The organism is uncultured Psychroserpens sp., assembly GCF_947501425.1.
GTDB lineage: Bacteria > Bacteroidota > Bacteroidia > Flavobacteriales > Flavobacteriaceae > Psychroserpens.
In genome coordinates, this window is the sequence record NZ_CANMVN010000009.1 from 210352 (window position 1) to 232860 (window position 22509).

The following is a 22509-nucleotide window of genomic DNA, read 5'->3' on the forward strand; positions in this document are numbered from 1 at the left end:
TACTAGAGTTGCAATTATTAGAACGATCAATGATGGTATAAGCAACTTGATTAATTCAAGAAAAAATAATTTTATCTTTTCATCCATAAAACTAATATCGTAAAATATAAAGTCATTACAAAATAAGACTGTATCTTTGCGCAAACCAAGCATACTCATAAACATGTCTAAAGTACTTATAGCACCTTCGATGCTAGCTGCCGATTTTGGAAATCTCCAACGCGATATAGAAATGGTTAACAATAGTGAAGCAGACTGGTTTCACATTGATGTTATGGACGGCCATTTTGTACCAAACATTTCCTATGGAATGCCAGTAATTCAAGCCATTAAAAAACACGCCACAAAACCACTTGACGTTCATTTAATGATTGAAAAGCCTGAGCGGTATATTGAAGAATTTGCTAAAGTTGGAGCAGATATCATAACAGTTCATCACGAATCTACTGTTCACTTACACAGAACGCTTACACAAATTGAAAACGCAGGCTGTAAAGCTGGTGTAGTTCTTAATTTAACAACTCCAGTATCGGTTTTAGAGGACATCTTACCAAAATGTTATATGGTGCTATTAATGTCAATTAATCCAGGTTTTGGTGGTCAGAAATTCGAAGACATGACCTATAATCGCGTAAAAAAATTGCGTAAGATGGCCAATGATCAAGGATTAAATACACGTATTGAGATTGATGGAGGTGTTACTGATAAAAACGCAAAAGACCTTGTTGATGCAGGAGCAGATGTATTAGTAGCGGGAAGTTATATATTTAAAAGCAGTGATCAAACAGCAACTATTAAGCACTTAAAAGAAGTAGCTAACAGTTAAGTTTTTCCTCCATAGCCATAGTTATAACCATAATTATAACCATAGGATTTATTGTTACCAACACCGTTGATAACATAAGCCATGTTTTTAAGTTTTCCAGATTCAAATAAATCTTTTGAAAAACTCAATAATTTCTTATCGGTAAAGTTAGCTCTCACAATGTAAACAGTTGCATCAGATAACTGAGAGATGAGCATTGTATCAGTTACCAAAATTGTTGGAGCAGTATCAACTACAATATAATCATATAAGTCTTTAGCCTCCTCAATAAGCTCCTTAAATCTTCCATTAGTTAATAAACTTGATGGGTTTGGAGGTATGCTTCCAGATAATAAAATATCATGATTTGGATGCTTATTAAAACCTTTGACCAAATTATTTTTCCAATCAAAGGATTGGTCGTGGAGGTAGTTAGATAATCCTACTGAATTCTTATCAACATCTATTTTAGAATGAATTTGAGGATTCCTAAGATCAGCTCCAATAAGTAAAACCCTCTTATTTAGACTAGACAAGGCCAATGATAAATTAATACTAATATAGGTTTTTCCCTCACCTTTTATTGTTGATGTACAATAAATGACTTTACCTGACGAATTGCCATCGCTTAGCGGAAGCAAATAGTTTACATTTGAACTCAAAATTCTAAAGGATTCTGCTAAAGCTGAACGATCGTTAGGATTACTAAAAACAAGACTCTCCTTTTTCTTCGTCTCAGGTATCTCACCAATAATTGGAATGTTGTTATTGTGCTTCACAATATCTTCTTTCCCATGTAATTTTGTATCAAACATAAAAAGCAAATACATCAAACCAAACGGAATTAATAATCCGCCTAAAATTGCTCCTGCATACACTATATTTGATTTAGGAGAAATTGGTCCAGCACCAGATATTGCATAATCAACGACTTTAATTGATGGCTCTGTAATTGCTAAATTAATAGCAGCTTCTTCACTTTTTTGTAACAATAACAGGTATAAACTTTCTTTAATATTTTGTTGTCTCTCTATGGATCTTAGAAGTTTTTCTTTTTCTGGTATTCGAGACACCTGTCCTATAAATCTGCTGTTCCTTTTTCTCAACTGACTTTGAGACACCCTCAATTGTTGAGTATAAGAATTGAGAGAGCGTGTTAGATTAGATCTTAAGTCGGTAATCTTAGATTTCACTAACTGCACTGTAGGATTATTTTCCCCTGCACTACTTGTTAGCTTATCTCTATCTAAAATTGCAATATTATACTGATTAATAAGCGAATTGATATTACCACTATCCAAGCCAATATTTGATGGAAGCAAGCCATCATCAGAGCTGGATTGTAAAGCATTTTGAAGTAATTCAGCTAATGCGAGTTGATTTTCAATTTGAAACACTTCTTCATCAGATTTTGTACGTTGTTGTAAACCTAACTCAGCATCAGCAGTTAAATCAACCAAATTGTTTTGTTGTTTGAACTCTTTTCTGTCAGATTCTATAGAATCTAATTCTTCAGCTAAATAGATAAATCGTTCTTCAATGAAATCTATTGTTCTTTTTGAAACCAACTGCCTGTCATTAATTCCGTCCTTATCAAAAACATCCATTAGTGTATTTAAGATCCATTCTGATCGTACTTTACTTTCACCTTTAATGGTCATTTTCAATAAGTCACTTTGCTCTCCAATTGGTTCAACTTTGATTCTGGACTTTAAGCTAAGTGCAGTAGATTTAAGAGGGCCGTATTTAATAATATATTTCTTCCCTATTAGTTTTTTTAATAAGGTTTTGTCCTCAATTTTTAATTTAAAAGGTAAGTTATGATTTGCATTATCACTATTGTGGTTTGGTATTTCAAATGATTTTTCAGTTTTCACATTGGTCACTTCAAACCCTTTATCTTCAACCTTGATTACATAGGTCATTGAGTTAACTATACTATCAACATGTATAATTTGTGTATAGCCAAATGGAAGCTCTGAGATTTGTGTTGTTTGTATGGTACCCTCTTCGAAAAAACGTGTGTTAAGCTGTAATTCTCTTGCAACTTTCTCTAAAATTAAATAAGAAGTTAAAATTTCAATTTCATTTTCTAAATTGATATTAACCCTTTTAAAGACAAATGCTGAAGTTGGTAATTCCAAACCTTCAGATTCATCTAAAATTTTCATTTTAGCAGTCGTTTGATAAATCCTAGGAGCGAATCGCAAGTAGCTATAAGCACTTATAAGTGCTATGATTAATGAAACTACAAACCATGGCCAATATCTAAGATATTTGGCAAGTTCTCGCTTGATGTCGACACCCTCTTCCTCTTGAAATTTATATTGATTGTTCATTGAAGTATCCATAATTATCGTGACAATAGTACAATTGAACTTAAAACCAAAGAAGTAATAGTTAACACCAAACCAACATTACCAACAAATCCAGCTGTTTTCACTTTAGGATTGTTAGGATTCACTATAATTACATCGTTTGGCTTGATAAAATAGTACTCACTATTCATGAAATCTGTAGATGTTAAATCAATGTGTGTAATTTTTCGAACACCATTAACATCTCTAGTCATAATAATATCATCTCTTTTGCCATTGATGGTTAAATCTCCAGCATATCCAAGTGCTTGTAATAAAGTAATATTCTGCTCAGTAAATGAGTAAGTTCCTGGCGAATTAACTTCTCCTAAAACTGTAATTTTCGCATTGAGCAACCTCACATCGATAGTAGGGTTATTTAAATGACCTCCATTTACTAATAGTGTTTTTATTTTTTCTTCGATTTCAAAAGTAGTGAGGTTAGAAACCTCTATATGACCTAAAATAGGGAAATTGATAGTACCTGAATTAGACACCAAATACCCTTGTAATTTCAATAGTTCGACAGCATTTGCCTGAGTTCCTGAGTTTGCGCCTCTGTTATAAGGAATGGCAGCTTCAGGGACAAGAGTTTCCACGGTAATTCTAAGAATATCGTTAGGTTGGATAGAAGCACTTTGGTAAGTAATATTAGAACTACTATTAACATTGGCATCTTGCAGGTACAAAATATCCTTTTTTGAAGCGCAGGACACCAAGACAAAAAGTAACACTATTCCTAAAAACCTAATTTTCATATTTCTATAGTTTATCAAGAGGCAAATATAACCTATTTGAAGCAATCTCAAAGCTTTAACACCTATGGGTTATTAGACTTTTACTTCATTTTTTCGCCTATTAAGATTTCGTTTTAAAAGAAATGGAATATAATATAGAACCGACCCATAGACTAGCAATAATCCTATTTGAGTATTTAAATTTAAATGAAGCATATTAAATGCAATAAAAATTATGAGCAGATTTATTAATACGATACATATAGTAGTCTGTACATGCGTAAAACCTGATTGTACAAACCTATGATGAATGTGATTCTTATCTGCTTCAAATGGGCTCTTTTTTAAAATAAAGATCCTTATAAAGAAAATTCTAAATGTATCCATCAATGGAAAAAAGAGCATTGCCAATGCTAAAGCTGGCGATGCCTTAAAATATTCAGATTCGAGATTTGTTTGTGATTGTGAGATAAAACTAATCGTAAAAAAGGCTAATAGAAATCCGACAATCATGGAGCCCGTATCTCCCATAAAAATTTTATTTTTTGATGAAAAATTAAGTCGTAAAAACGCTAATAAAGCACCAATTAATGCCACTGAAATAGTAGCTAAGCTAAGCGCTCCAGAATTGTAAAACAACACACTAAACACTAAGCTAATTAGTAAGGCTATACTTCCTGCAAGACCATCAACTCCATCTATTAAATTGTATGCATTAATGATCAATATATACACAAAAAGAGTGAAAAATATGGAAACCCAATATGGCAAAACATCAACATCAAGTATTTTTGAAAAACCAATAATTCTCGTATCAGTAAAAACAATCAATAATAATGCAGCCACTAATTGACCCAGAAATTTAGATCTGGCAGAAAGAACTGTGAGGTCATCTTTAAGCCCAAGAAAAAATAAAATTGTAAGTCCTCCCATAACAAGGAGCAAAACTTTAGTATTCAACATAGCACCAACGATTGTCATAACAACCACAAGGCTTAAAAAAATACCAATACCTCCTAAAGTTGGTGTATTGTTAGAATGTAAACTTCTACTATCTGGCTCATCCATAAGATGCTTTTTCTTTGCAACATAGAGAATAGTAGGAAAGGTTTGCTGAGCAATTAAAAACGCCAAGGCAAAAGCAGAAATCAACCAGATGATTGGACTATTCTCAGGATTAAAATTTTCAAGTAATGTTTTAAGCATAGTAGAATTGGTAAATTTTCATGCATCCATTAATAGTAATTACAAGATACAAATTAATAAACTAAGGTTGTTGGCTAATTGTTATTTATCCTTTGATAAAAGGTTAATACATAAGAAAATCTAGACACTTAAGGTCTTTAGGCATTCAACAATGCGCTCTGCTGTGCGACCATCCCATAACGGAATATCATTACCATGCTTCCAATTCCCAGCAAATAATTTATCTAAATAAGGCTTAAGATTTTCCGGATTGGTTCCTACTAATTCGTTTGTACCTAAGGTAATTGTTTCTGGTCGTTCAGTATTATCTCTAAGCGTTAAACAAGGCACTCTAAGTATTGAGGCCTCTTCGGTAATTCCTCCAGAATCAGTTATCACAGCTTTAGCCCTTTCAACTAAATAATTAAATTCAAGATAGCTTAAAGGTTCAACCATATGCAGTCTAGGATGACTCACATTAAGACGTTTTAATATTTTAGCTGTTCTTGGATGCACAGGAAAGACCAAAGGTAAATCATGTGTGTTTGATGTAATTTCATCAATCATGTCTTTTAGCTGAGACTCTTCATCAACATTAGCTGGCCTATGAAGTGTCATAACAATATAATTTTCGTTTTTAAGACCGAGTGTATTCCAAATATTTGGTTGTCTAAAATTAGGCCGTTGTTTTAGTAAGGTATCAATCATTGTATTTCCAACAAAAAAGATCTGATCCTTATTAACACCGCTATTTCTTAGCGTACGATTTGCAGTATCTGAAGTTGTAAAGAAATAATTAGTTATACTATCGGTTACCAGTCTGTTGATCTCTTCAGGCATTGTCCAATCATCAGATCGTATTCCTCCTTCAACATGTGCTACTTTAGTATGTAATTTTTGAGCTACCAATGCACAAGCCATTGTAGATGTTACATCTCCAACCACCAAAACCAGATTAGCTGGATTCGCCATCAATTCTTTTTCAAAATGCACCATAATATTTGCCGTTTGCTCAGCGTGAGTTCCACCACTGCATTCTAAATTGACATGCGGTTCAGGAATTTCAAGTTGTTCGAAAAAACTACCTGACATATTTTTATCATAGTGCTGACCTGTGTGAACTAGTCTATAATCAATGTCAAAATTTTCTAGTTTAGCTTTTTGAATAGCGTGAATAATTGGTGCTATCTTCATAAAATTGGGTCTAGCTCCAGCAATTATTGTGACTTTGTACATATTGAATTTTAGTTTGTAAATCGTATTAGTAACGATTTAAATGCAAATTAACGAAAAAACGCACTAAGTGTATCTGGCGTTTTATCCTTGAAGGTTGACTTAATAATCTATAAGTCCATTCCATATTATTTTTAACCCACCATTCAGGTGCGCGTTTCACGTGACCAGTATACACATCAAAACTTCCTCCTAAGCCCTGATAGACAGCCTCATGTGATCTTTGAATACGCTCCATTAGATTTTCTTGTTTTGGAGATCCCATAGCAACAAATACAACATCTGGTTTGAGAGTCTTTATATCTTCAATAAGTGCCTGTTTCTCTTCTTCGGTTTTAATGTAGCCATTTCTATAGTTACAAATATTAATGCCTACAAATTCAGATTGGAGCTTTTTAACTGTAGCCTCAATAATCTCCTGTTTTCCGCCCACCAAATAAAACGATTTCGTCTTATAATAGTTTTGAACGACATCTAACCAAAGTTCACAACCAGGAATTTTAACGGCATGCTTCGCTCCTTTCTTCTGAAGTGCCCAAACGGCTCCAATACCATCTGGATACCCCAAATTTCTATTTATTAAAGCACGACTATCATCGGTTGCGTGAAGAATTTTTTCCGCATTAACAGCAACCATTATCTTATGATTATCAAAGGCATACTGCATTAACTCTTCTCGTGACCCTGGAGCGTAAGTCATAACTCCGTTTAGTGACTTAGCTTCCATATCCTGTGGCTTTGGTTTCTAATAAAAAGTGAGACATGGCATTAAACATAAATGCATTACTCCATCTCATGTAAGATATTTTTGAACTCATTCCTGGCTTTAACTGATAATAAAAGTAACCTTTCTTATGCTGCATATTAGCTATGGTCCAATCTAAAACTTTGGTTAAAAGCTCTTCATTATTTTTAAACCTATTTAACTTAGATAGAGTCACAATAACTTGAGCTGGACAATGGATATCTATTGGGTACGTTTTATTGTGATAATATTTAGGCATTCCATTAGCTTCAAAAAAATGATCTAAATAATACCTGACTCCTTTATCTATATACTTCTGAAAGCTTAAATCTTCAGTATTTTGCTGATAGGTTTCAATAGCATCCAAGTTAAATCCAGTATGAAAGCTATCCTTCCATGATTGAATTGGTAACAATCCATAAATCCAGGATCCGTCTTCTTCCTGAAGATCACAAGCGGCTGTAACAGCTTGCTTAGCTATTTCAGCATGTAATTTATTTTTTGTGTATTTGTAAGAGTAGCTTAGAATTTTTGCTCCTAATAATGATGCATTAATCACAGTATTATTCCCGTCTTTAATACTGTATGAGAAAATAATGCCATTGCCATGAGGCGTTCGAGATAGATCATTAAGCACAAAATCTGCAGCAGACAATGTCGCTTTCAAAACCACATCATCTTTTGTAATCTCAAAACTTTCTAATAAGGCTTCAACACAAAAGCACGTAGCAACAACGGTTGGTGTATGCTTTGGAAATAGAAATAATCGCCTGGCTTGCCAATCAAAATTATAACCCCAAGCCGAACCAGAATATCCTTTACTTCTGAGGTTTAATAATAAGTCTGTAATCTCTTTGATACGATTTAAAAGTTCTTCTTTAGTTCCAAAATCATGACAACCACTCTCGGCTAATTTATATAATCGGCAATAACCTAAAAGAAATAATGCTACACCTTTAGCATTGTGTTCTTTAGGCACTAATAATAATGTTCTAAAATTTATCGGACTTCGTTTAAATCCTTGAATCCATGCCAATCTGGCTAGATCCCAGTGTTTAAAAGGTAATGCTTGAAATACTTTAGAGTTTAGACCGTCGTAAGGATCCCAACCTTTAAAGTTTTCTGCTTCACAATAGGCTTTAAGTTTTAAAAAACTTGATGACACTTTATATAACAACCTGTTCTCCTCCACGTTTTATTGATTCTAAAACTTTAAAAGATGCTTTGGTAACTGCAACAATATCTTCAAATGGAATTGGTGCTTTACCGTCTGTAAGCAAACCATTCAAAAATGCATTTACCATCTCTTTCTGTCCTTTATTTTGATTGAAAAGCTTATCTTTTTTTGGTTTTCCTTTTCCGTAGATCTTAAGTTCTTTAAAGTCTTTTAATGTTGCCGACATTCCAGCAGAGAAGACCTCAACATATTCTTTGGCCATAGATTTTGATCCGTTAGCATAATAACCAACTACTCCAGATGAGCCATTTTCAAACTGAATTAGAATATTTAATGTATCATTCAATTGATTAGCATCAGGTATAGCAACTGCAGATATCTTAGTGGGAAGACTTCCATTGAGGTAAGTGAGATAATCAATAAAATGACAAACTTCACCTAACACGCGTCCACCACCAATTTCCAAATCTTGAATCCAATTATCTGCAGGAATAGCACCAGCATTTATTCGGTATAACATTGTCATTGGATTGTTACCCAAAGCCTTTTTCAACTTTAACGTTAATGGAGAAAAACGTCTGTTAAATCCAACCATAACGGTCTTATTAACTTTAGACTGTGCATCAATAATTGCCTCTAACTCTGACTCTAGTAAACATAATGGTTTCTCTACGAATACATTTTTGCCTGCTTCTAAACTTTTCAATACATAAGTCCCATGAGAGTCATGACGTGTAGCTACAAAAACAGTATTGGTCTTTTCATCTAAAATATCGGCTTCGTTAGTAGCACAAAATTGAAATTTAAACTTTTCTGCTACACGTTTTGAGGTTGTTCCTGTATTAGTTAACACACCTACTCTTCCAATATCAGCTGAATCAGGAATATTTGGCAATAGATTACCCTGAGCATAACTTCCAGCACCTATAAATGAAATATTAACCATTCCAAGTTTCGTATGTTTCGAAGTGGAAATTTTAGCTTTAGAACTGGTTTTTGATGTGTCATATTTTAAAGCGATTCCTGTGAAAGGCTCTGCCTTAGACACGACAAGATCAAAAGCAGATTTGGCATTTTCAAAATCAAACTCATGAGTTGTAAGATATGCTATATCAATACGGTTAGTTGCTATCAAATTTTGAAAGGCTTCCATATTACGCTTTTCTGTCCAACGTACATAAGGCAAAGGATAATCAATACCTTTTTCCTCGTAATTAAGATCATAACGACCAGGACCATAAGAACAAGCCATTTTAAGCTCTAACTCTTTTCGGTACCAGTATGGATCACGTTCAAAACCAGTAGGCACAGCACCTAATACAATAACTTTACCTTTTTTTCTGGCAACTGCTCCTGCAAAATTAATGGGATCTAAGCTTGAGGTGGCAGCAGCAATTATTACCGCATCTGCACCATAACCCTGTGTTGCATTTTGAATCTGCTCTTCAATTCCAGCTGCATTTCTTGTTAATCCAAGATCAACTACCGAATTATCTACAGCTTGCTTTACAGCAGCTTCGGAAACATCAACTCCAATAACAGTAACACCAGATGCTTTTAATATTAAAGCAGCTAATTGGCCTAACAAACCAAGACCAATAATGACACAAGATTCTCCCAGACGTAAATCAGCTTGACGAACCCCTTGCATAGAGATCGCTCCTAATGTGTTATATGCTGCATCTTTCAAATTGGCATCACCATCTAGTTTAACACATAGATTAACTGGAACTGAGACGATTTCTGCGTGATTAGCATATCCAGCACCTGCACAGGCTACTGTATCGCCAACTTCAAATTCGGTCACACCTTCTCCTACTTCAATAACTTCTCCTGCACAACTATAGCCTAGTGGTGAATAGGCATCCAGTTTTTTCATTACAGCTCTGTATGTTTGAATTGGACCTTGCTTTTTTAAGGTATCTATAACTTGTTTAACTTGTTGCGGACGTTCTTTAGCCTTTCCAATTAAACTCTTTCTTGCAGCTACTACTGTTGAACCTTCTGTTCCTGCGCTAATGATTGAGTAATGATTTTTAACTATAATCATACCTTTTCCCAGTTGTGGATAAGGAACATCTTGAATAATCATATCGCCAGAACCTAGCTTTTGTGTCAGTTGTTGCATTTAGTTGTTTTGTTTTTTTAAAAATAGTTGGGGATTAAGTAATAACGCCCCAAAGATACCCCAAACTAATATATTATAATAATAATAAACTCCAGGCACTAAACCAATACCATCGATAATATACATACCGAGAAGCATCATGCCAAAAACCCTAATGTTTTTATGTATTTTGAATGCACTTTTGACATTTCGCAGAATAAAGGCTAATAAAAACAATACTCCTATAATACCATTAGTCATTAGCACTCTTAAAATTTCATTGTGAACAGGTCTTACTAGACCATCACCAAACCACTGAAAAAATACAGTTTGTTCATCAACCCAAAAGCGCCAATAATTTTCCCATATATAACCTCTACCAGCAAGCGTATATCTGGCATCTGTAACTTCTCCTGTTTGATAACCTACTTCCTTACTAAACAATTGTTCAAGATTATCAAAAACGACATCTCCAAAAACTAAAAAAATCACAGATAAACCTACAAGAACCGAAAACCCTTGTTTGACCTTAGATTTTGAAAACAACAACAATAAAACTATCCATAACCCTAAAATCCCAACAGCTGCTTTACTAAACACTGCATAAATTGAAATAAATGCTCCAATAGCCAATAATAAAATAAAAGCATTTAAAAAAACACCTTTAACCTTAAAAATTGTTTGATAAATCAAAATGGAAATAAGTGTCATTAAGCCATAAAATCGCACTGGAAAAGCATCGTGATAAAATCCTACATATCTTATCAAACCTGCTGTTTCACGCTCTTGGAAGATAATTCCAGTTTGCAGCTGATAAATACTTACAAGAATTGGAAAAATACCACAAATCATTACAGCAAATAAAAACTGCTTGAGTCGCTTTTGATCTTGAATAAGTAACGGGATTAAAAAAAACCCCAAATAAATATTTATGTTTAAGACAATTGTTTCTACAAATGCCAATGGTTTTATAGCCAGAGCCCAAAACAATCCAAGAGATAGTGCAATAATATAGATCTTTGCTGTTCTCAACCACGGTTTAGGAATCACAGCTCTTTTAATAATTACGGAATAAAACAATATTGGAATTAAAACTCCCTGAATGGATAATATAGATAGTGGACCAAACTTTAATTCCCAGAAGGCATCCATAATAGATTTAGTAGCTACTAAAACTAAAAAAGATGCAAATACACCTTTTTGTAGTTTGGCAAATACCATAGTTATCAATATGAGTACAGGGACAAAAATCATGATACATCTTTATGCCTTCTTGGTAAAGGGCGATAAGGTTTTTCAATTGTTTTAAGAATCTTAATGGGGTTTCCGGCAGCAACAACGCCTTCAGGAATATCTTTATTAACCACAGATCCAGCGCCAATTATGGAATGACTTCCAATAGTAACATTTCTCATCACTACAGTATTGACACCAATAAACACATGATCTCCAATAGTAACATAACCAGTACCATTATCTTCCTCATTAATAATATGAGCAGCTCCATCATGAGATAAGATATAACATCCATGAGTAATCAAACAATGATCTCCAATAGTCACTTTACCTCGCCTTACATCAATTTTAGCACCTAAACTAATCATGGTATTCTTACCAATTTTAGCACCTGATGCTCTTAAGAATGACATGTGAAAGAACCTGAGAACATTTCCGAAGTAATGCACCATTTTACGTAAGATAATTTTCATGATGTCAAGGTATTTGAAATGATAGTCTTAAAATGGCCAGCTATATTCTCAATTGAGAAATTAGACACAACGTAAGCCCTGTTGTTCTGACCAATTAGATGTCGTCTTTGATTGTCAACCAACAACTGTTTTAGCGCTTCCTTCAATTGATTTAAGTTTCCTGGTTCAAAAGAAAATCCGTGAATTTCATCTTTGAATACTTCTCTATGGGCTCCAACAGGTGTAAAAGCTACTGGTTTACCCATTGACATCGCTTCTAGTAACGATCTGGAAAACCCTTCAGAATAGGATGCTGTTAAGAATATATCTGTTGTTTGCAAATGCTTCATTTTATCATCTCCACTAATAATTCCAAGATTTACATAATTATCTTTATACTCTGAAATCAATATACGCGCTTCAGCTTCAAAAGGATCTTCATACTCGATTTTCTCTCCTGTGAATTGATTAAAAAACACACCTCTCTCTCCTTTTCTAATATTTCCTGCAAAATAAAACTTTACATATGGAAACTCCCGACAAATGTCTGGAATTATTTTCAGAATATCTGTATACCCTTTTGCTTTAGTCATATGTCCCATGACCAGAACTTTTCCCTTTTCAACAGTCTGTGATGGTACATGAGCATATTCATCAACATTCATAGCTTGATAAAGCACTACCATTTTACTTGAATTGATGTAAGGCTCAAACTGATTTTTTAGATATAATGCTTGAACAATTGCACAATTTACTCTCCTCAAACTAAATCCAACTAGCCTCTTAATAAGACTATTAAATTGCTTAAAATTTAATTTAAAATGACTTCCTCTCAAATGAATAATCACTTTAGCGCCAAAGAGTTTACTAAGTAATATAGTCCAAACATCTCTTCCAATCCAACCAATCTGAGTAGGAGTTACAGGATAGTATACGCATTTAGGTTGTTTGACGATAAGCAACTTAATAAGTTTAAAAAAAAAGATAAAAAAGTTAGAGAGCATTGATATATCCAGCTTTCCTTTTTTTGTATTATCAGTTCTAAAATTTGTTTTGAGAAACACTATTTCAAAAGCACTGTTTAATATATCTGATTCTAAAAACTGTTGCATACTTAATTCAGGACCAGAATACGGAGGTGGTGTTGGACCAATAAATAATACTTTAGGCTTTTTAATACTCATAATAAGCTAGACTTCATTTTTTCAACCCAATTTAGCACTGACAAATCTTTTCCTTTAGAATTTGCATTCACACAAAAATCCTCTAACTCTTGTCTATTGGTCAACAATGACTTAATAGTTAATAGATTGGAATTGAAATCACCTTTCAGAACAAAACCATTTTTCCCATTTTCAATATACGTTATTTCAGGTGCATGACTTTGGCCATCAATAGTGATATAAGGGCGTCCATAAGCAAATGCGTGATTGACAGACAAACCAGAATGACCAGGGATAAATATCAATGAAGCTCTTTTCATAATAGGTGCTATTTTTGCCTCATCAATAAGAGTTCCATGCCATATGATACTATTATCTTTTGTAATTGCAGATTCTATGACACTTTTTTCTGGTCCATCACCAATAATTTCTAATTTAAGATCAGGCAAATCATCTTTCAAACGTTTATAATAAAGAATTAAATCCTCTAACCGTTTAGACTTTATTAATCTTCCTATAAAAACAACAGTACATTGTTCTCTTGGAGGCAACTCAAAAGTATAATATTTTCCAATTTCAATAGTATCTATTGTGTTATTTGCCCAATAGGATTTTTCAGGGCTTATCAATTTCTCTTGCAGAGCCCATTCTCTACTGATCTCTGTATAAAAAACCACCCTGTCTAATTTACGATAATAAAACTTGGTTAATATTTTATCTAAAAACGTAATTTTTCCGTGTTTGGACTTAAGTATCGGATGGTTATATGAAAATAAACGTGATGACGGATAGGTCTTTCGCAGTCGGAGAGCAAACAGAAATAGTGGTAAGTTTTTTTTCTCAGCAGGAATAAGTACCCAATCAAAATCTGAAAATATAGATTTCAAATGTTGTTTCACTAACTTAGAGTTTCCAAAATCCTTCTTGGTCACCTCCAATTGCACCTGCTTAAAACTCCAATCTCCATTCAATTTTTTATCGCCCATTTTCTGTCTACCACTGCCCGATAAAACAGTAAGCTGAACCTCTTTATCTTTGGCCAAGTGGTTCAAGAAACGTGCTTTATAATGATTGAAATTTGGCGCAAGCCATAAAATTGTAAGCATATTCAAATCAAAGTTTTATAGACCTCTAAATAGTCCTGTTCCATTCGTTGGATACTGAACATATTAGCAGCGTAGCTTATTCTTGAGCTTGCATTTTTTTTAATTATATCTCTATGCTCGTAATAGTAAAACAAACGTGCTGCCAATTGAGTTTCATTATCAACAATATTATCGGGTTCTAATGGTGCAATTACCTCTACAAGACCACCTGAATCACTAAAGGCAATTACTGGTTTTCCATGCGAATAGGCCTCAACTGCAACTAAACCAAAACCCTCATTATCTGATGGATGTACACAAACATCAAATTTAGCATAATAAGTATTGACAGTATTACTATAACCTACTAATTCAATTTCAGCAGACAAATTCATGGTCTGTATTTGCTTTTTCACATCAGGAAATGCTTCACCATCTCCAACCAAAATAAGTCTACCCTTACCGCCTTTCTTTAAAAAAATATCAAAGCCATGTATTAGTCTATCAATTCGTTTTCTATATGTAAATCTGGATACCAAACCAATAACAAAATCCTCAGAATAGCTATTTTCATCTGGCACAATAGCAGGAAGTTTTACTCCGTTGAAAATCATTTTTTTTCTTACACCTTTTAAACCGTAATGATCTATTGCTTGGGTTAGCGTATGCTTAGAGTTGGCGATAAACATATCAAAGGTATTGAGAAAATGACGCTTTAGCATTTCCCTAAATATATATTTGATTTTATTTTCCGTTCGAATGTTTTTAGACAAACCATGCATGGTGTAAACAGATTTCGCTTTAGAATGCTTTAAAGCTAATGATCGTATTGGTGAAAAACTGTGAACATGTACAATTTCGAAATCGTTAAAAACTTGTTTTAGGTATTTATAGGTTCTCAGATTGATATCAAAACCACCTTTAATTCCTGATATCAAAATAGGAATATTATGTTGTTTCAGATAATCATAATATTGCCCTTTTGTAGTGTCAAGCATTATTGACACTTCAAGGCCTTTCTTAAACTGCGCAATAGCCAGTTCTATAACAAGGCGCTCCAAACCTCCAATGTGTGGGCTATTAATACAATGCAGTACCTTCATCTTCTAACTGCTTTAAAAAATTATCTGTCATTATTTTTACACTATGATGCTCTAGTGCATATTTATAAACATGTCTTGACATGCCTTCATATGTTTTGTAATCAATACAAAGTTCCTCTATTTTTGAAGAACCGTCATTTAATGAGTTTACATTATAACCAAGTTTGTTCTTTGATATCATACCATCAGGATCGAATCCAAAGGTTACTACAGGAACAGATCTTAACCAGGATTGTATGAATGTATTTGGAAATCCGTCACCTCCAGAAGTTGATGTATTAACAAACAATGTGCTTCTATCAAAGTATGACAGCGCTTCAGTGAAACTCAATTTTCCGGTTACTGTTAAATTTTCAGGTTTATTTTTGAGTAACGTTTCCACATAATTTTGATTGCTATGCCCTCCAACCATTATAAATTTCAGATTAGTATGTTGCATTTTAGACGCTAACTCAATAAATAATTCAGGTCTTTTATGCGCTCCAAAGTTAGCACACCACAAGATTACTTTTTGATCAAAACGGTTAGATGTAGGAATCTGATGATCTGGAATAGGATGACCAGAGATCATATGTAATGAGTCCAGGCCAAAACTCTTTTTGATATGTTCCTTCTGAAAACTATTCTGGCTAAAAGCGACATCAACGAGCTTCATTCCTTTATTTCTGAAATAATCCATTAGCTTACTATTGAAAGCAAAAATAATATGCTTTATAAAGCCTAATCTCTTGGTCCCAGATTGCTTTTTAAACTTTGTAGCATACAAATCAGAAAACGGACTTTTATTATCTGTACAAAACCAGATAAGCTGACAATTATGTGTTTTGCGATATTTTCCCAGAACATAAATTACATTTGAGGACAGACGCTGTAATATGTAATCTGGTTCAAAATTTTTTAAGGGCTTCAAGTACTTACTCTGATCCTGCCATTGAAATCTTCCAGATGGCTTAAGGTAACAGACCTTAACACATCCAATCAGCTCTACGGTATCTATTTTATCTGGCACTCTCGTCTGGCAGATATAAGTTACAGTAAATCCTCGTTGCCCAAGTTCTTGAGCTAAATAATTTGCCTGTACCTCAGCACCTCCTCCTCTTTCTGAAATGTGCCATGGCATCACAAAAGCTATTTTACTTCCTTTTCGCATGTTTATGGAATAAATTTATGTAGCTATCTAGCGTTTGCGGATTAGAAAATTGTTGCTTAGCGAAGTTCTTTGCAGCTTCACTCATTATTTTTAGTTTTTCTCTGTCGTTCAATAGGTCCTCCAATACTGCTCTTAATTCATTTAAATCTCCATCAGCACAATAGCCAATATTGAAATCGGTTAGCCAATTATTCGGATTAGAATTTAGTGATAATACCGGAACTCCATTCAGCATGGCTTCTATAAAGGTATTTGAAACCCCTTCTCTGTAGCTTGTATTTACAAAAACCAATGCTTCTGAAAAATAGGTATTTACATCATTATATGCAATTTTACCTGGTGTCTCGATGTGGTATTTTCTAGTGCTATCTACTATTGAATTTCGCTTTGAAACGTCATTGGTATCACCAGCAAGCACAAAGCTGACTTGTTTATTTTTTAATTTAGAGATTAATTCAATAAATAATTCTGGCTGCTTTTCTTTAGACCATCTTGCCAACCAAAGCACTTGATTTCTGGGTTTCTTTTGATCTGCATTATCTATGTGATAATAACTATTTAGAATCACACCTTCTCGTTTTAAAATTTTAAAGGTTTGATCTTTTTGATAAGTATTTTGATTTACAATATGGTCAGGCATTTTCATACCCTTATTGATGTATACATCTTCAAAAGCTTTTAAAGGGTACAACAATAGCTTTTTAAACAGTGGCTTTTTTGATGTATTGAGTCGTTTTACATTTTTATAAAACTCGGCACTATCATCTCCATTAGTTCCCCAAACAAAAACTTTTTTATGTTTGATAGCATATTTACCAGCAACATATTGCATGACGTTTCTACCTCTAACATAGAGCGCATCTGGAGATATTTCTTCTAAAATGGCTTTATACAAAGGCATGATGCGTTTCCATTCAAACAAACCACGTTTAGATTGTATCCAATGCATATGAACTCCATCAATGGTTTCTGTTTTTGGTTTTTCTTTATCAATTGTCAAGCATAGGTAATGAACTTCGACGTTCTTACCTTTTAGTCCTTGAGTTAAATTATACAACTGAACTAAAGAACCATTAATTGATGCCGAATCATCAAATAAATACGATTGTGCGAGTACAGCTAGTATCATTATTGGATTTTTTTTAAATAATTAATGACATCGTTTTTGGTTAAATCTGTCTTATCAATAAAATATCGATGTGCTTTAGCTGCTTTTTCAGAAGGCAAGTTAAATTCTCGTATAATTTCTTTTATCATAATTTTTGATGCACTTTGATTGGAGTGCGGATAAGGCACATTTGGGATTGGTACATCAATAAATTCGCATATATGTTTCCATTTATTGTCAGTCGATATATCTAACACTAACAAATCATGTTCTCTACCCTCAAAGTATTTCATAACATCTATGTGATAATCTATAAACTTTTTCTTGTAGATATCTTCTTTATATGTTTTTGCCCCAAGCACTCTTTCCCTGTAGATTTTTCTCTTACCTACAACTCCATCTCTGTTAAAATTTGGCCATTTAGAACAGCTAGTAAGCCATGAATTCAAATCTCTTGTAGTTAAGATAAACTTTGAGTCTGGGAATTTTTTATCCAACCTCTTATACAGCGGGATAACTGTTGCGTCTGTAAAACAATTAAAATCATTTAATTGGGTTCCTTTAAACCATAAAAATCTTGAACCAAATAATCTAACTGATGGATAGTCTTTTACTTTATAACCCAAAATAGATAATGAGCTTGCCAATGAAGTTGTACCAGTTTTATGCATACCAATACAAAATATTTTTTTTTCTTTTTTTGGAAAATACCAGACATATATCTCCTTAAAAAAATTATAAACTCTCTTCATTTTTTTGCTAAACTTTATTACTATAATATCTTAAATAATACGTTTATAAACCTCTGCCATTTGATTTGAAATTGTATCCCAAGACAATGGTTTGATAGAATTCTTAATTGTGTTATGATTTGTCTTTATAAGGTCTCTTTGTTTGTATAAGTTTTCAATCAAATCTGCTAAAGCACTAGGCGTTTCATATGGCATAACCCAACCTGTTTTACCTTCTTCTATAACATCTATTACACCATGTTTTTGACCTATAATAATAGGTATACCACAAGCCAAAGCATCTGTTGATGCACCACTAAAAGCTTCTACGTATGAACATGATACAAACACATTTGAAGCCCTATATGCATTTATTAAATCAGTGTAAGGAGGTTGATTACTGAAATTGTATTTTTCAGGAATAGAACCAGTCAAAACAATTTTATCGGTAATGTTATATCTATTAGCTAAGCTCTCGAGATTATGTTTAGGTCCAACACACAAACATTTAATAGACTTATAATCTTTTAATTTTTGTAACGCTTCAAACAATAACTCCATACGCTTTACTGGTTTATTTCGGCCTACAGTAATCAGAACAAAATCATCAGGCTTTAAACCAAATTGAGGTCTCAGATCATTGAACGGAATAGCATTAATCTGCTTTACATCAACACCATTGTGCACCACTTGTATACGATCTGGTTCTGCTCCAAGATCTATCATATTCTGTTTATTTATAGAACTCACAGCAATCAGCTTGTGAGCACTTTTAAGCACCTCTTTTATTTTATTCTTTTGAGTATTATCATTTAAAGCTCCATAGTTTATTTCTGGCACCTTTTGAACATCTGCTCCGTGTGATTGTGCCACAAATGGAAGATCAAACTTCTTACTCAACTTCATTGCCTCATATCCGCCACCATGTAACATTTGTCCGTGCAACAGCATTACATTCTGATTTTTAACCATACGCTCACGATTTTTTTGAAATAACCATGGTGTTAAAAAAGAAAAACTCTTGGCGCGATAGCAAAAATAGGGATAATGGAAATCCTGCGGAATATCTCTTAAAGTGCTACAAGCTACTGAAGCCTCAATACTATCCATAGCATTTAAATGCTTAGCCAAGTAATGCGTGCAGTATTCCATACCTCCCATTCTTGGATAGTGATTATTTGTAATAAAACCTATATTGAGCATCTGTAGCGCATCTTATTTATTATTGCAATTATATCCTTTACTTTCCAGATCTATATCAAGTATTTGGTTTAACTCATAATTACCTTTACCAAATAGATTTTCTATTTCAGACAATGTTTTGGAGTTAAAAAAACTATTATTTCGTTGCTTAAAAAACATGGTATCAAAAATAGTATTACACTTTTCTACTAAAAATCTTAAAAAAGGAATCTTAACTGCTGGATAGGGGTTTAGATTTTTACTTTTAGAAAACTTATTTGACCATCGGATTAATTTAAGCGCTCCTGTTGAAAAACCCTTATTAACTTTTTTGCTAAAATCAAAGTTAGATAAATCTATTTCTAAATTCAGTTCCTTAGAGAATGCTTCTAAAAACTCCTTCGGATGATCTTTAAAATCCTCATAAGCATAGACTTTAACTTGTGAGACTCCAAATAACTCTAAATAGTATTTAATCTGTTTATGATAATTAAAATAATCCAATTGAAAACCAGGTATGGTTCTCTCATGAGTAAAAATCCACTTATCAAAAGGTGCTGTTCCTCCTCTTTTTACATATTCTTTATAAGTTGAAATAATAGCTTTCTTTTGCTCTCTTATAAAAATTACAATGGTTGCATTTGGGTAAGTTTCCTTTAATCTGTCTGCAATGATTTTCGCATCGTATCCTCCTGTAAAAGGATGACCAGACAAGCGCTCTCTTGATAAAATAAGCGTTCTAGAGGTACGTTCTGGAAATAATTGGTCTATATGTTTTGAGACCTTTTCAGATGAAAAATCATAAGGTCTCGTTATAATCAAATTATCATCTAATGAAGCATTTGCTTGATTACTAAATACAGCATTAGTAACCTTTGGAAAAAAGACATGCTGAAACCACGTGGTTCCTGTTTTAAAATAGCCAATATGAATAATACTAGTTCTATCCATTCTAGTGCACTTTTGATTTGTTTTTATCGAATACATTCTTAAATTCTGAAAGTCCGACACCCTGAGTTTTATGAGTTTTAAACAACCAATGGAGATACCTATCAAGTCTGTCTATGATTTGATCCATTCTTTCTTTGGTAAGGCTATACGGACTCATATCAATTTCAAATTCATTGCTGTGAAACATGATGCATAGAAACAGGTCCTTATTTCCATTCATTTTAATGAATTCATGCGTTACATCCTTCATGGTGTCTACATCAGAATAGGTTGGTCTCAACCAAATTGGTTTAGAGAAATTTGTGGCATAATTAAAGATAATGTGTTGATGAGACTTATTCAACTTAATTCCTCTTTTTATCCATAAAGGCAAATGTGCTATTTTTTTGTTGATCAAAGTAACAGGAACCTGTAAAATATTCATATCCCCTTTTCTTCGGAAATCGTCTATGGAAGGATAATAGGGTTGATAAGGTGCCCCAAAAAAATTAGCTGCATTTCCACTAACCTGATTGGTCCATTTCATATCAGGAGTTACAGAGCTATCAACAGTATATCCCAAATCTTGAAGGATTTTTAACGAGTATTTACTAATACCAAAGCGTCCTGCTCTGAAAGTTAAAGGTTGATACCCAAAAGTATCTCTAAATAAAGTGGTAAGATTATGGAGTTTAGCTCTTTCAATTTCTGGTGCAAAATCATTTTGAAAGTGACTGGTATTAGAACATTCAAAATTAGCTTCTGGCTCAATAAACTCAGCGTGTAGATGTGTTCCAAGTTCAACCTTATCACCAAAACTTTTAAAAACTTCTACAGATTTATCATCCATCATTATTTCTGGACTCAGTAGATAAGTGGCTTTAACATTATACTTGTCAAAAATAGGCTGAAGATTATTGACAACTCCATTGTAAATATTTTTAAAGGTCAATGGTTGTTTTAATTTCCATTTTTTTCCTTTATCACATTCGGTATCAATAGTTACAGCCAGATATATGTTAGGGGTCATTTTATTCATTTTTATCTATTCTCATATAATGCATGTTTTCCAGATCTAAATTAGCCAACTTAAAATCTGAATTCAATATATAGATCAATGTAACAGAACTATCATCAAATAATTTATACTTATTAGACACTAAGTGGCTTTTGTAGACTTTAAAGTTGTTATGAGATGTGTTTATTTTTTGTATGGCTTTATTTTTTAAAGCTACAGCTGTTGCAAACTTTAATAAGCTATCAATATCCTCAGGATTTGAAGCTAAAAGATCTACAATGTAAATACGGTTATCTAGAGTTTTTAAGACCATAACTCCAGTAACTTTATCAGTACTATCAAAAGAACCGTAAACATCATAAGTGCCTGAAGTTTCATCTAATCGCCATGTTAAATAGTCTACATTTTTATCAAATGATATTTTAATATTAGCTCTAGAATCGGCAGAGAAGTTAGAGTAATCAGCAATTGAAAGCGGCTTTATATTATCAAATTTTGGTGAAGATATATTTCCGAAGATATTCAACGCTAGATTATACATGTTCAATATTGGGTGATTAAATCTTAGACGTTTTGAAGCTCGTAAGCTTGTGAAAAAATCTTGAAAGCCTAGTTTAATGAGTGCTTTTCTAGATTTCTCATTTCCTGTGCTATAAACAAAATCGACATGTTTTTGGACACAAAATGTATTGATATGACTTAGCAGCTTTTCAAATAGACCTAACCTTCTGTAATCTTTGTGTGTAGCACCATCACATAGAAGACCAAAACGATGTGTTTTTCCTGAAACTATCATATCATGAACTATCACTTGAGTTGTAGCAATACAGATGTCATTCTCAAAAACACAAAAGGTATACTCTTCTATATGATAAGTTTCATCTATGTTATGCTTCCATTTGAAATACTCTAAATCACCTTTGAAACTCGACAATAGAAGATCTAAAAACTGATTAACTTGTGCTTTTGATGTTTTATCTAGTAGCGTGATTTGATGCATATTAT

At 33.2% G+C, this 22509-nt stretch carries 20 protein-coding genes; 1 reads left to right on the forward strand and 19 read right to left on the reverse strand.

The window, feature by feature from the left end:
* Nucleotides 1–163: 163 nt before the first annotated feature.
* Nucleotides 164–826 (forward strand): ribulose-phosphate 3-epimerase, encoded by a 663-nt coding sequence (rpe, locus tag Q0951_RS14960; protein ID WP_299338507.1) that lies wholly within the window; start codon nucleotides 164–166, stop codon nucleotides 824–826.
* Here rpe and Q0951_RS14965 read toward each other — a convergent pair.
* The 19 genes from Q0951_RS14965 to Q0951_RS15055 form a co-directional block, all read right to left on the reverse strand.
* A complete protein-coding gene (locus Q0951_RS14965; protein WP_299338509.1) occupies nucleotides 823–3156 on the reverse strand; it encodes a tyrosine-protein kinase family protein in 2334 nt (777 codons plus the stop codon). The two genes, rpe and Q0951_RS14965, sit on opposite strands and share 4 nt — an antisense overlap.
* Before the next feature lie 2 nt (nucleotides 3157–3158).
* Nucleotides 3159–3920: a polysaccharide biosynthesis/export family protein gene (locus Q0951_RS14970; RefSeq protein WP_299338512.1), complete on the reverse strand. Its 762-nt coding sequence runs from the start codon at nucleotides 3918–3920 to the stop codon at nucleotides 3159–3161.
* A 72-nt stretch (nucleotides 3921–3992) separates the two neighbouring features.
* The gene (locus tag Q0951_RS14975; protein WP_299338515.1) at nucleotides 3993–5105 is read right to left on the reverse strand and encodes an MraY family glycosyltransferase; all 1113 of its coding nucleotides are present in this window, start codon (nucleotides 5103–5105) and stop codon (nucleotides 3993–3995) included.
* Nucleotides 5106–5225: 120 nt separating this feature from the next.
* Nucleotides 5226–6320 (reverse strand): non-hydrolyzing UDP-N-acetylglucosamine 2-epimerase, encoded by a 1095-nt coding sequence (wecB, locus tag Q0951_RS14980; protein WP_299338517.1) that lies wholly within the window; start codon nucleotides 6318–6320, stop codon nucleotides 5226–5228.
* Between the two features lie 25 nt (nucleotides 6321–6345).
* On the reverse strand, nucleotides 6346–7044 hold the full coding sequence (locus Q0951_RS14985) for a WecB/TagA/CpsF family glycosyltransferase (protein ID WP_299338520.1): 699 nt from the start codon (nucleotides 7042–7044) through the stop codon (nucleotides 6346–6348).
* Nucleotides 7034–8254, reverse strand: coding sequence for a delta-aminolevulinic acid dehydratase (locus tag Q0951_RS14990; protein ID WP_299338521.1), 1221 nt, complete (start codon nucleotides 8252–8254; stop codon nucleotides 7034–7036). The genes Q0951_RS14985 and Q0951_RS14990 overlap by 11 nt, the downstream gene beginning before the upstream one ends.
* Entirely contained in the window at nucleotides 8229–10367 is a 2139-nt protein-coding gene (locus tag Q0951_RS14995) for a bi-domain-containing oxidoreductase (RefSeq protein ID WP_299338524.1), read from the reverse strand. Before Q0951_RS14995 ends, Q0951_RS14990 begins: the two co-directional genes overlap by 26 nt.
* Entirely contained in the window at nucleotides 10368–11600 is a 1233-nt protein-coding gene (locus tag Q0951_RS15000) for a hypothetical protein (RefSeq protein WP_299338527.1), read from the reverse strand.
* Nucleotides 11597–12055, reverse strand: coding sequence for a DapH/DapD/GlmU-related protein (locus Q0951_RS15005; protein ID WP_299338530.1), 459 nt, complete (start codon nucleotides 12053–12055; stop codon nucleotides 11597–11599). Before Q0951_RS15005 ends, Q0951_RS15000 begins: the two co-directional genes overlap by 4 nt.
* Nucleotides 12052–13218 (reverse strand): glycosyltransferase family 4 protein, encoded by a 1167-nt coding sequence (locus tag Q0951_RS15010; RefSeq protein ID WP_299338531.1) that lies wholly within the window; start codon nucleotides 13216–13218, stop codon nucleotides 12052–12054. The genes Q0951_RS15005 and Q0951_RS15010 overlap by 4 nt, the downstream gene beginning before the upstream one ends.
* Entirely contained in the window at nucleotides 13215–14303 is a 1089-nt protein-coding gene (locus Q0951_RS15015; RefSeq protein ID WP_299338534.1) for a glycosyltransferase family 4 protein, read from the reverse strand. Before Q0951_RS15015 ends, Q0951_RS15010 begins: the two co-directional genes overlap by 4 nt.
* A 2-nt stretch (nucleotides 14304–14305) precedes the next feature.
* Nucleotides 14306–15385, reverse strand: a complete 1080-nt coding sequence (locus Q0951_RS15020; RefSeq protein WP_299338537.1) for a glycosyltransferase — start codon at nucleotides 15383–15385, stop codon at nucleotides 14306–14308.
* Nucleotides 15363–16535 (reverse strand): glycosyltransferase, encoded by a 1173-nt coding sequence (locus tag Q0951_RS15025; protein WP_299338539.1) that lies wholly within the window; start codon nucleotides 16533–16535, stop codon nucleotides 15363–15365. Before Q0951_RS15025 ends, Q0951_RS15020 begins: the two co-directional genes overlap by 23 nt.
* Nucleotides 16519–17664 carry a glycosyltransferase family 4 protein gene (locus Q0951_RS15030; RefSeq protein ID WP_299338542.1) on the reverse strand — a complete coding sequence of 382 codons (1146 nt, stop codon included), beginning with the start codon at nucleotides 17662–17664 and terminating at the stop codon, nucleotides 16519–16521. The genes Q0951_RS15025 and Q0951_RS15030 overlap by 17 nt, the downstream gene beginning before the upstream one ends.
* On the reverse strand, nucleotides 17664–18395 hold the full coding sequence (locus Q0951_RS15035; RefSeq protein WP_299338545.1) for a sulfotransferase: 732 nt from the start codon (nucleotides 18393–18395) through the stop codon (nucleotides 17664–17666). The genes Q0951_RS15030 and Q0951_RS15035 overlap by 1 nt, the downstream gene beginning before the upstream one ends.
* Before the next feature lie 30 nt (nucleotides 18396–18425).
* Nucleotides 18426–19577 (reverse strand): glycosyltransferase family 4 protein, encoded by a 1152-nt coding sequence (locus Q0951_RS15040; RefSeq protein WP_299338547.1) that lies wholly within the window; start codon nucleotides 19575–19577, stop codon nucleotides 18426–18428.
* A gap of 12 nt (nucleotides 19578–19589) precedes the next feature.
* A complete protein-coding gene (locus Q0951_RS15045; RefSeq protein ID WP_299338550.1) occupies nucleotides 19590–20507 on the reverse strand; it encodes a hypothetical protein in 918 nt (305 codons plus the stop codon).
* A gap of 1 nt (nucleotide 20508) precedes the next feature.
* Nucleotides 20509–21516 (reverse strand): polysaccharide deacetylase family protein, encoded by a 1008-nt coding sequence (locus tag Q0951_RS15050; RefSeq protein WP_299338553.1) that lies wholly within the window; start codon nucleotides 21514–21516, stop codon nucleotides 20509–20511.
* Nucleotide 21517: 1 nt separating this feature from the next.
* The gene (locus Q0951_RS15055; protein WP_299338556.1) at nucleotides 21518–22504 is read right to left on the reverse strand and encodes a GNAT family N-acetyltransferase; all 987 of its coding nucleotides are present in this window, start codon (nucleotides 22502–22504) and stop codon (nucleotides 21518–21520) included.
* Nucleotides 22505–22509 lie beyond the last annotated feature (5 nt).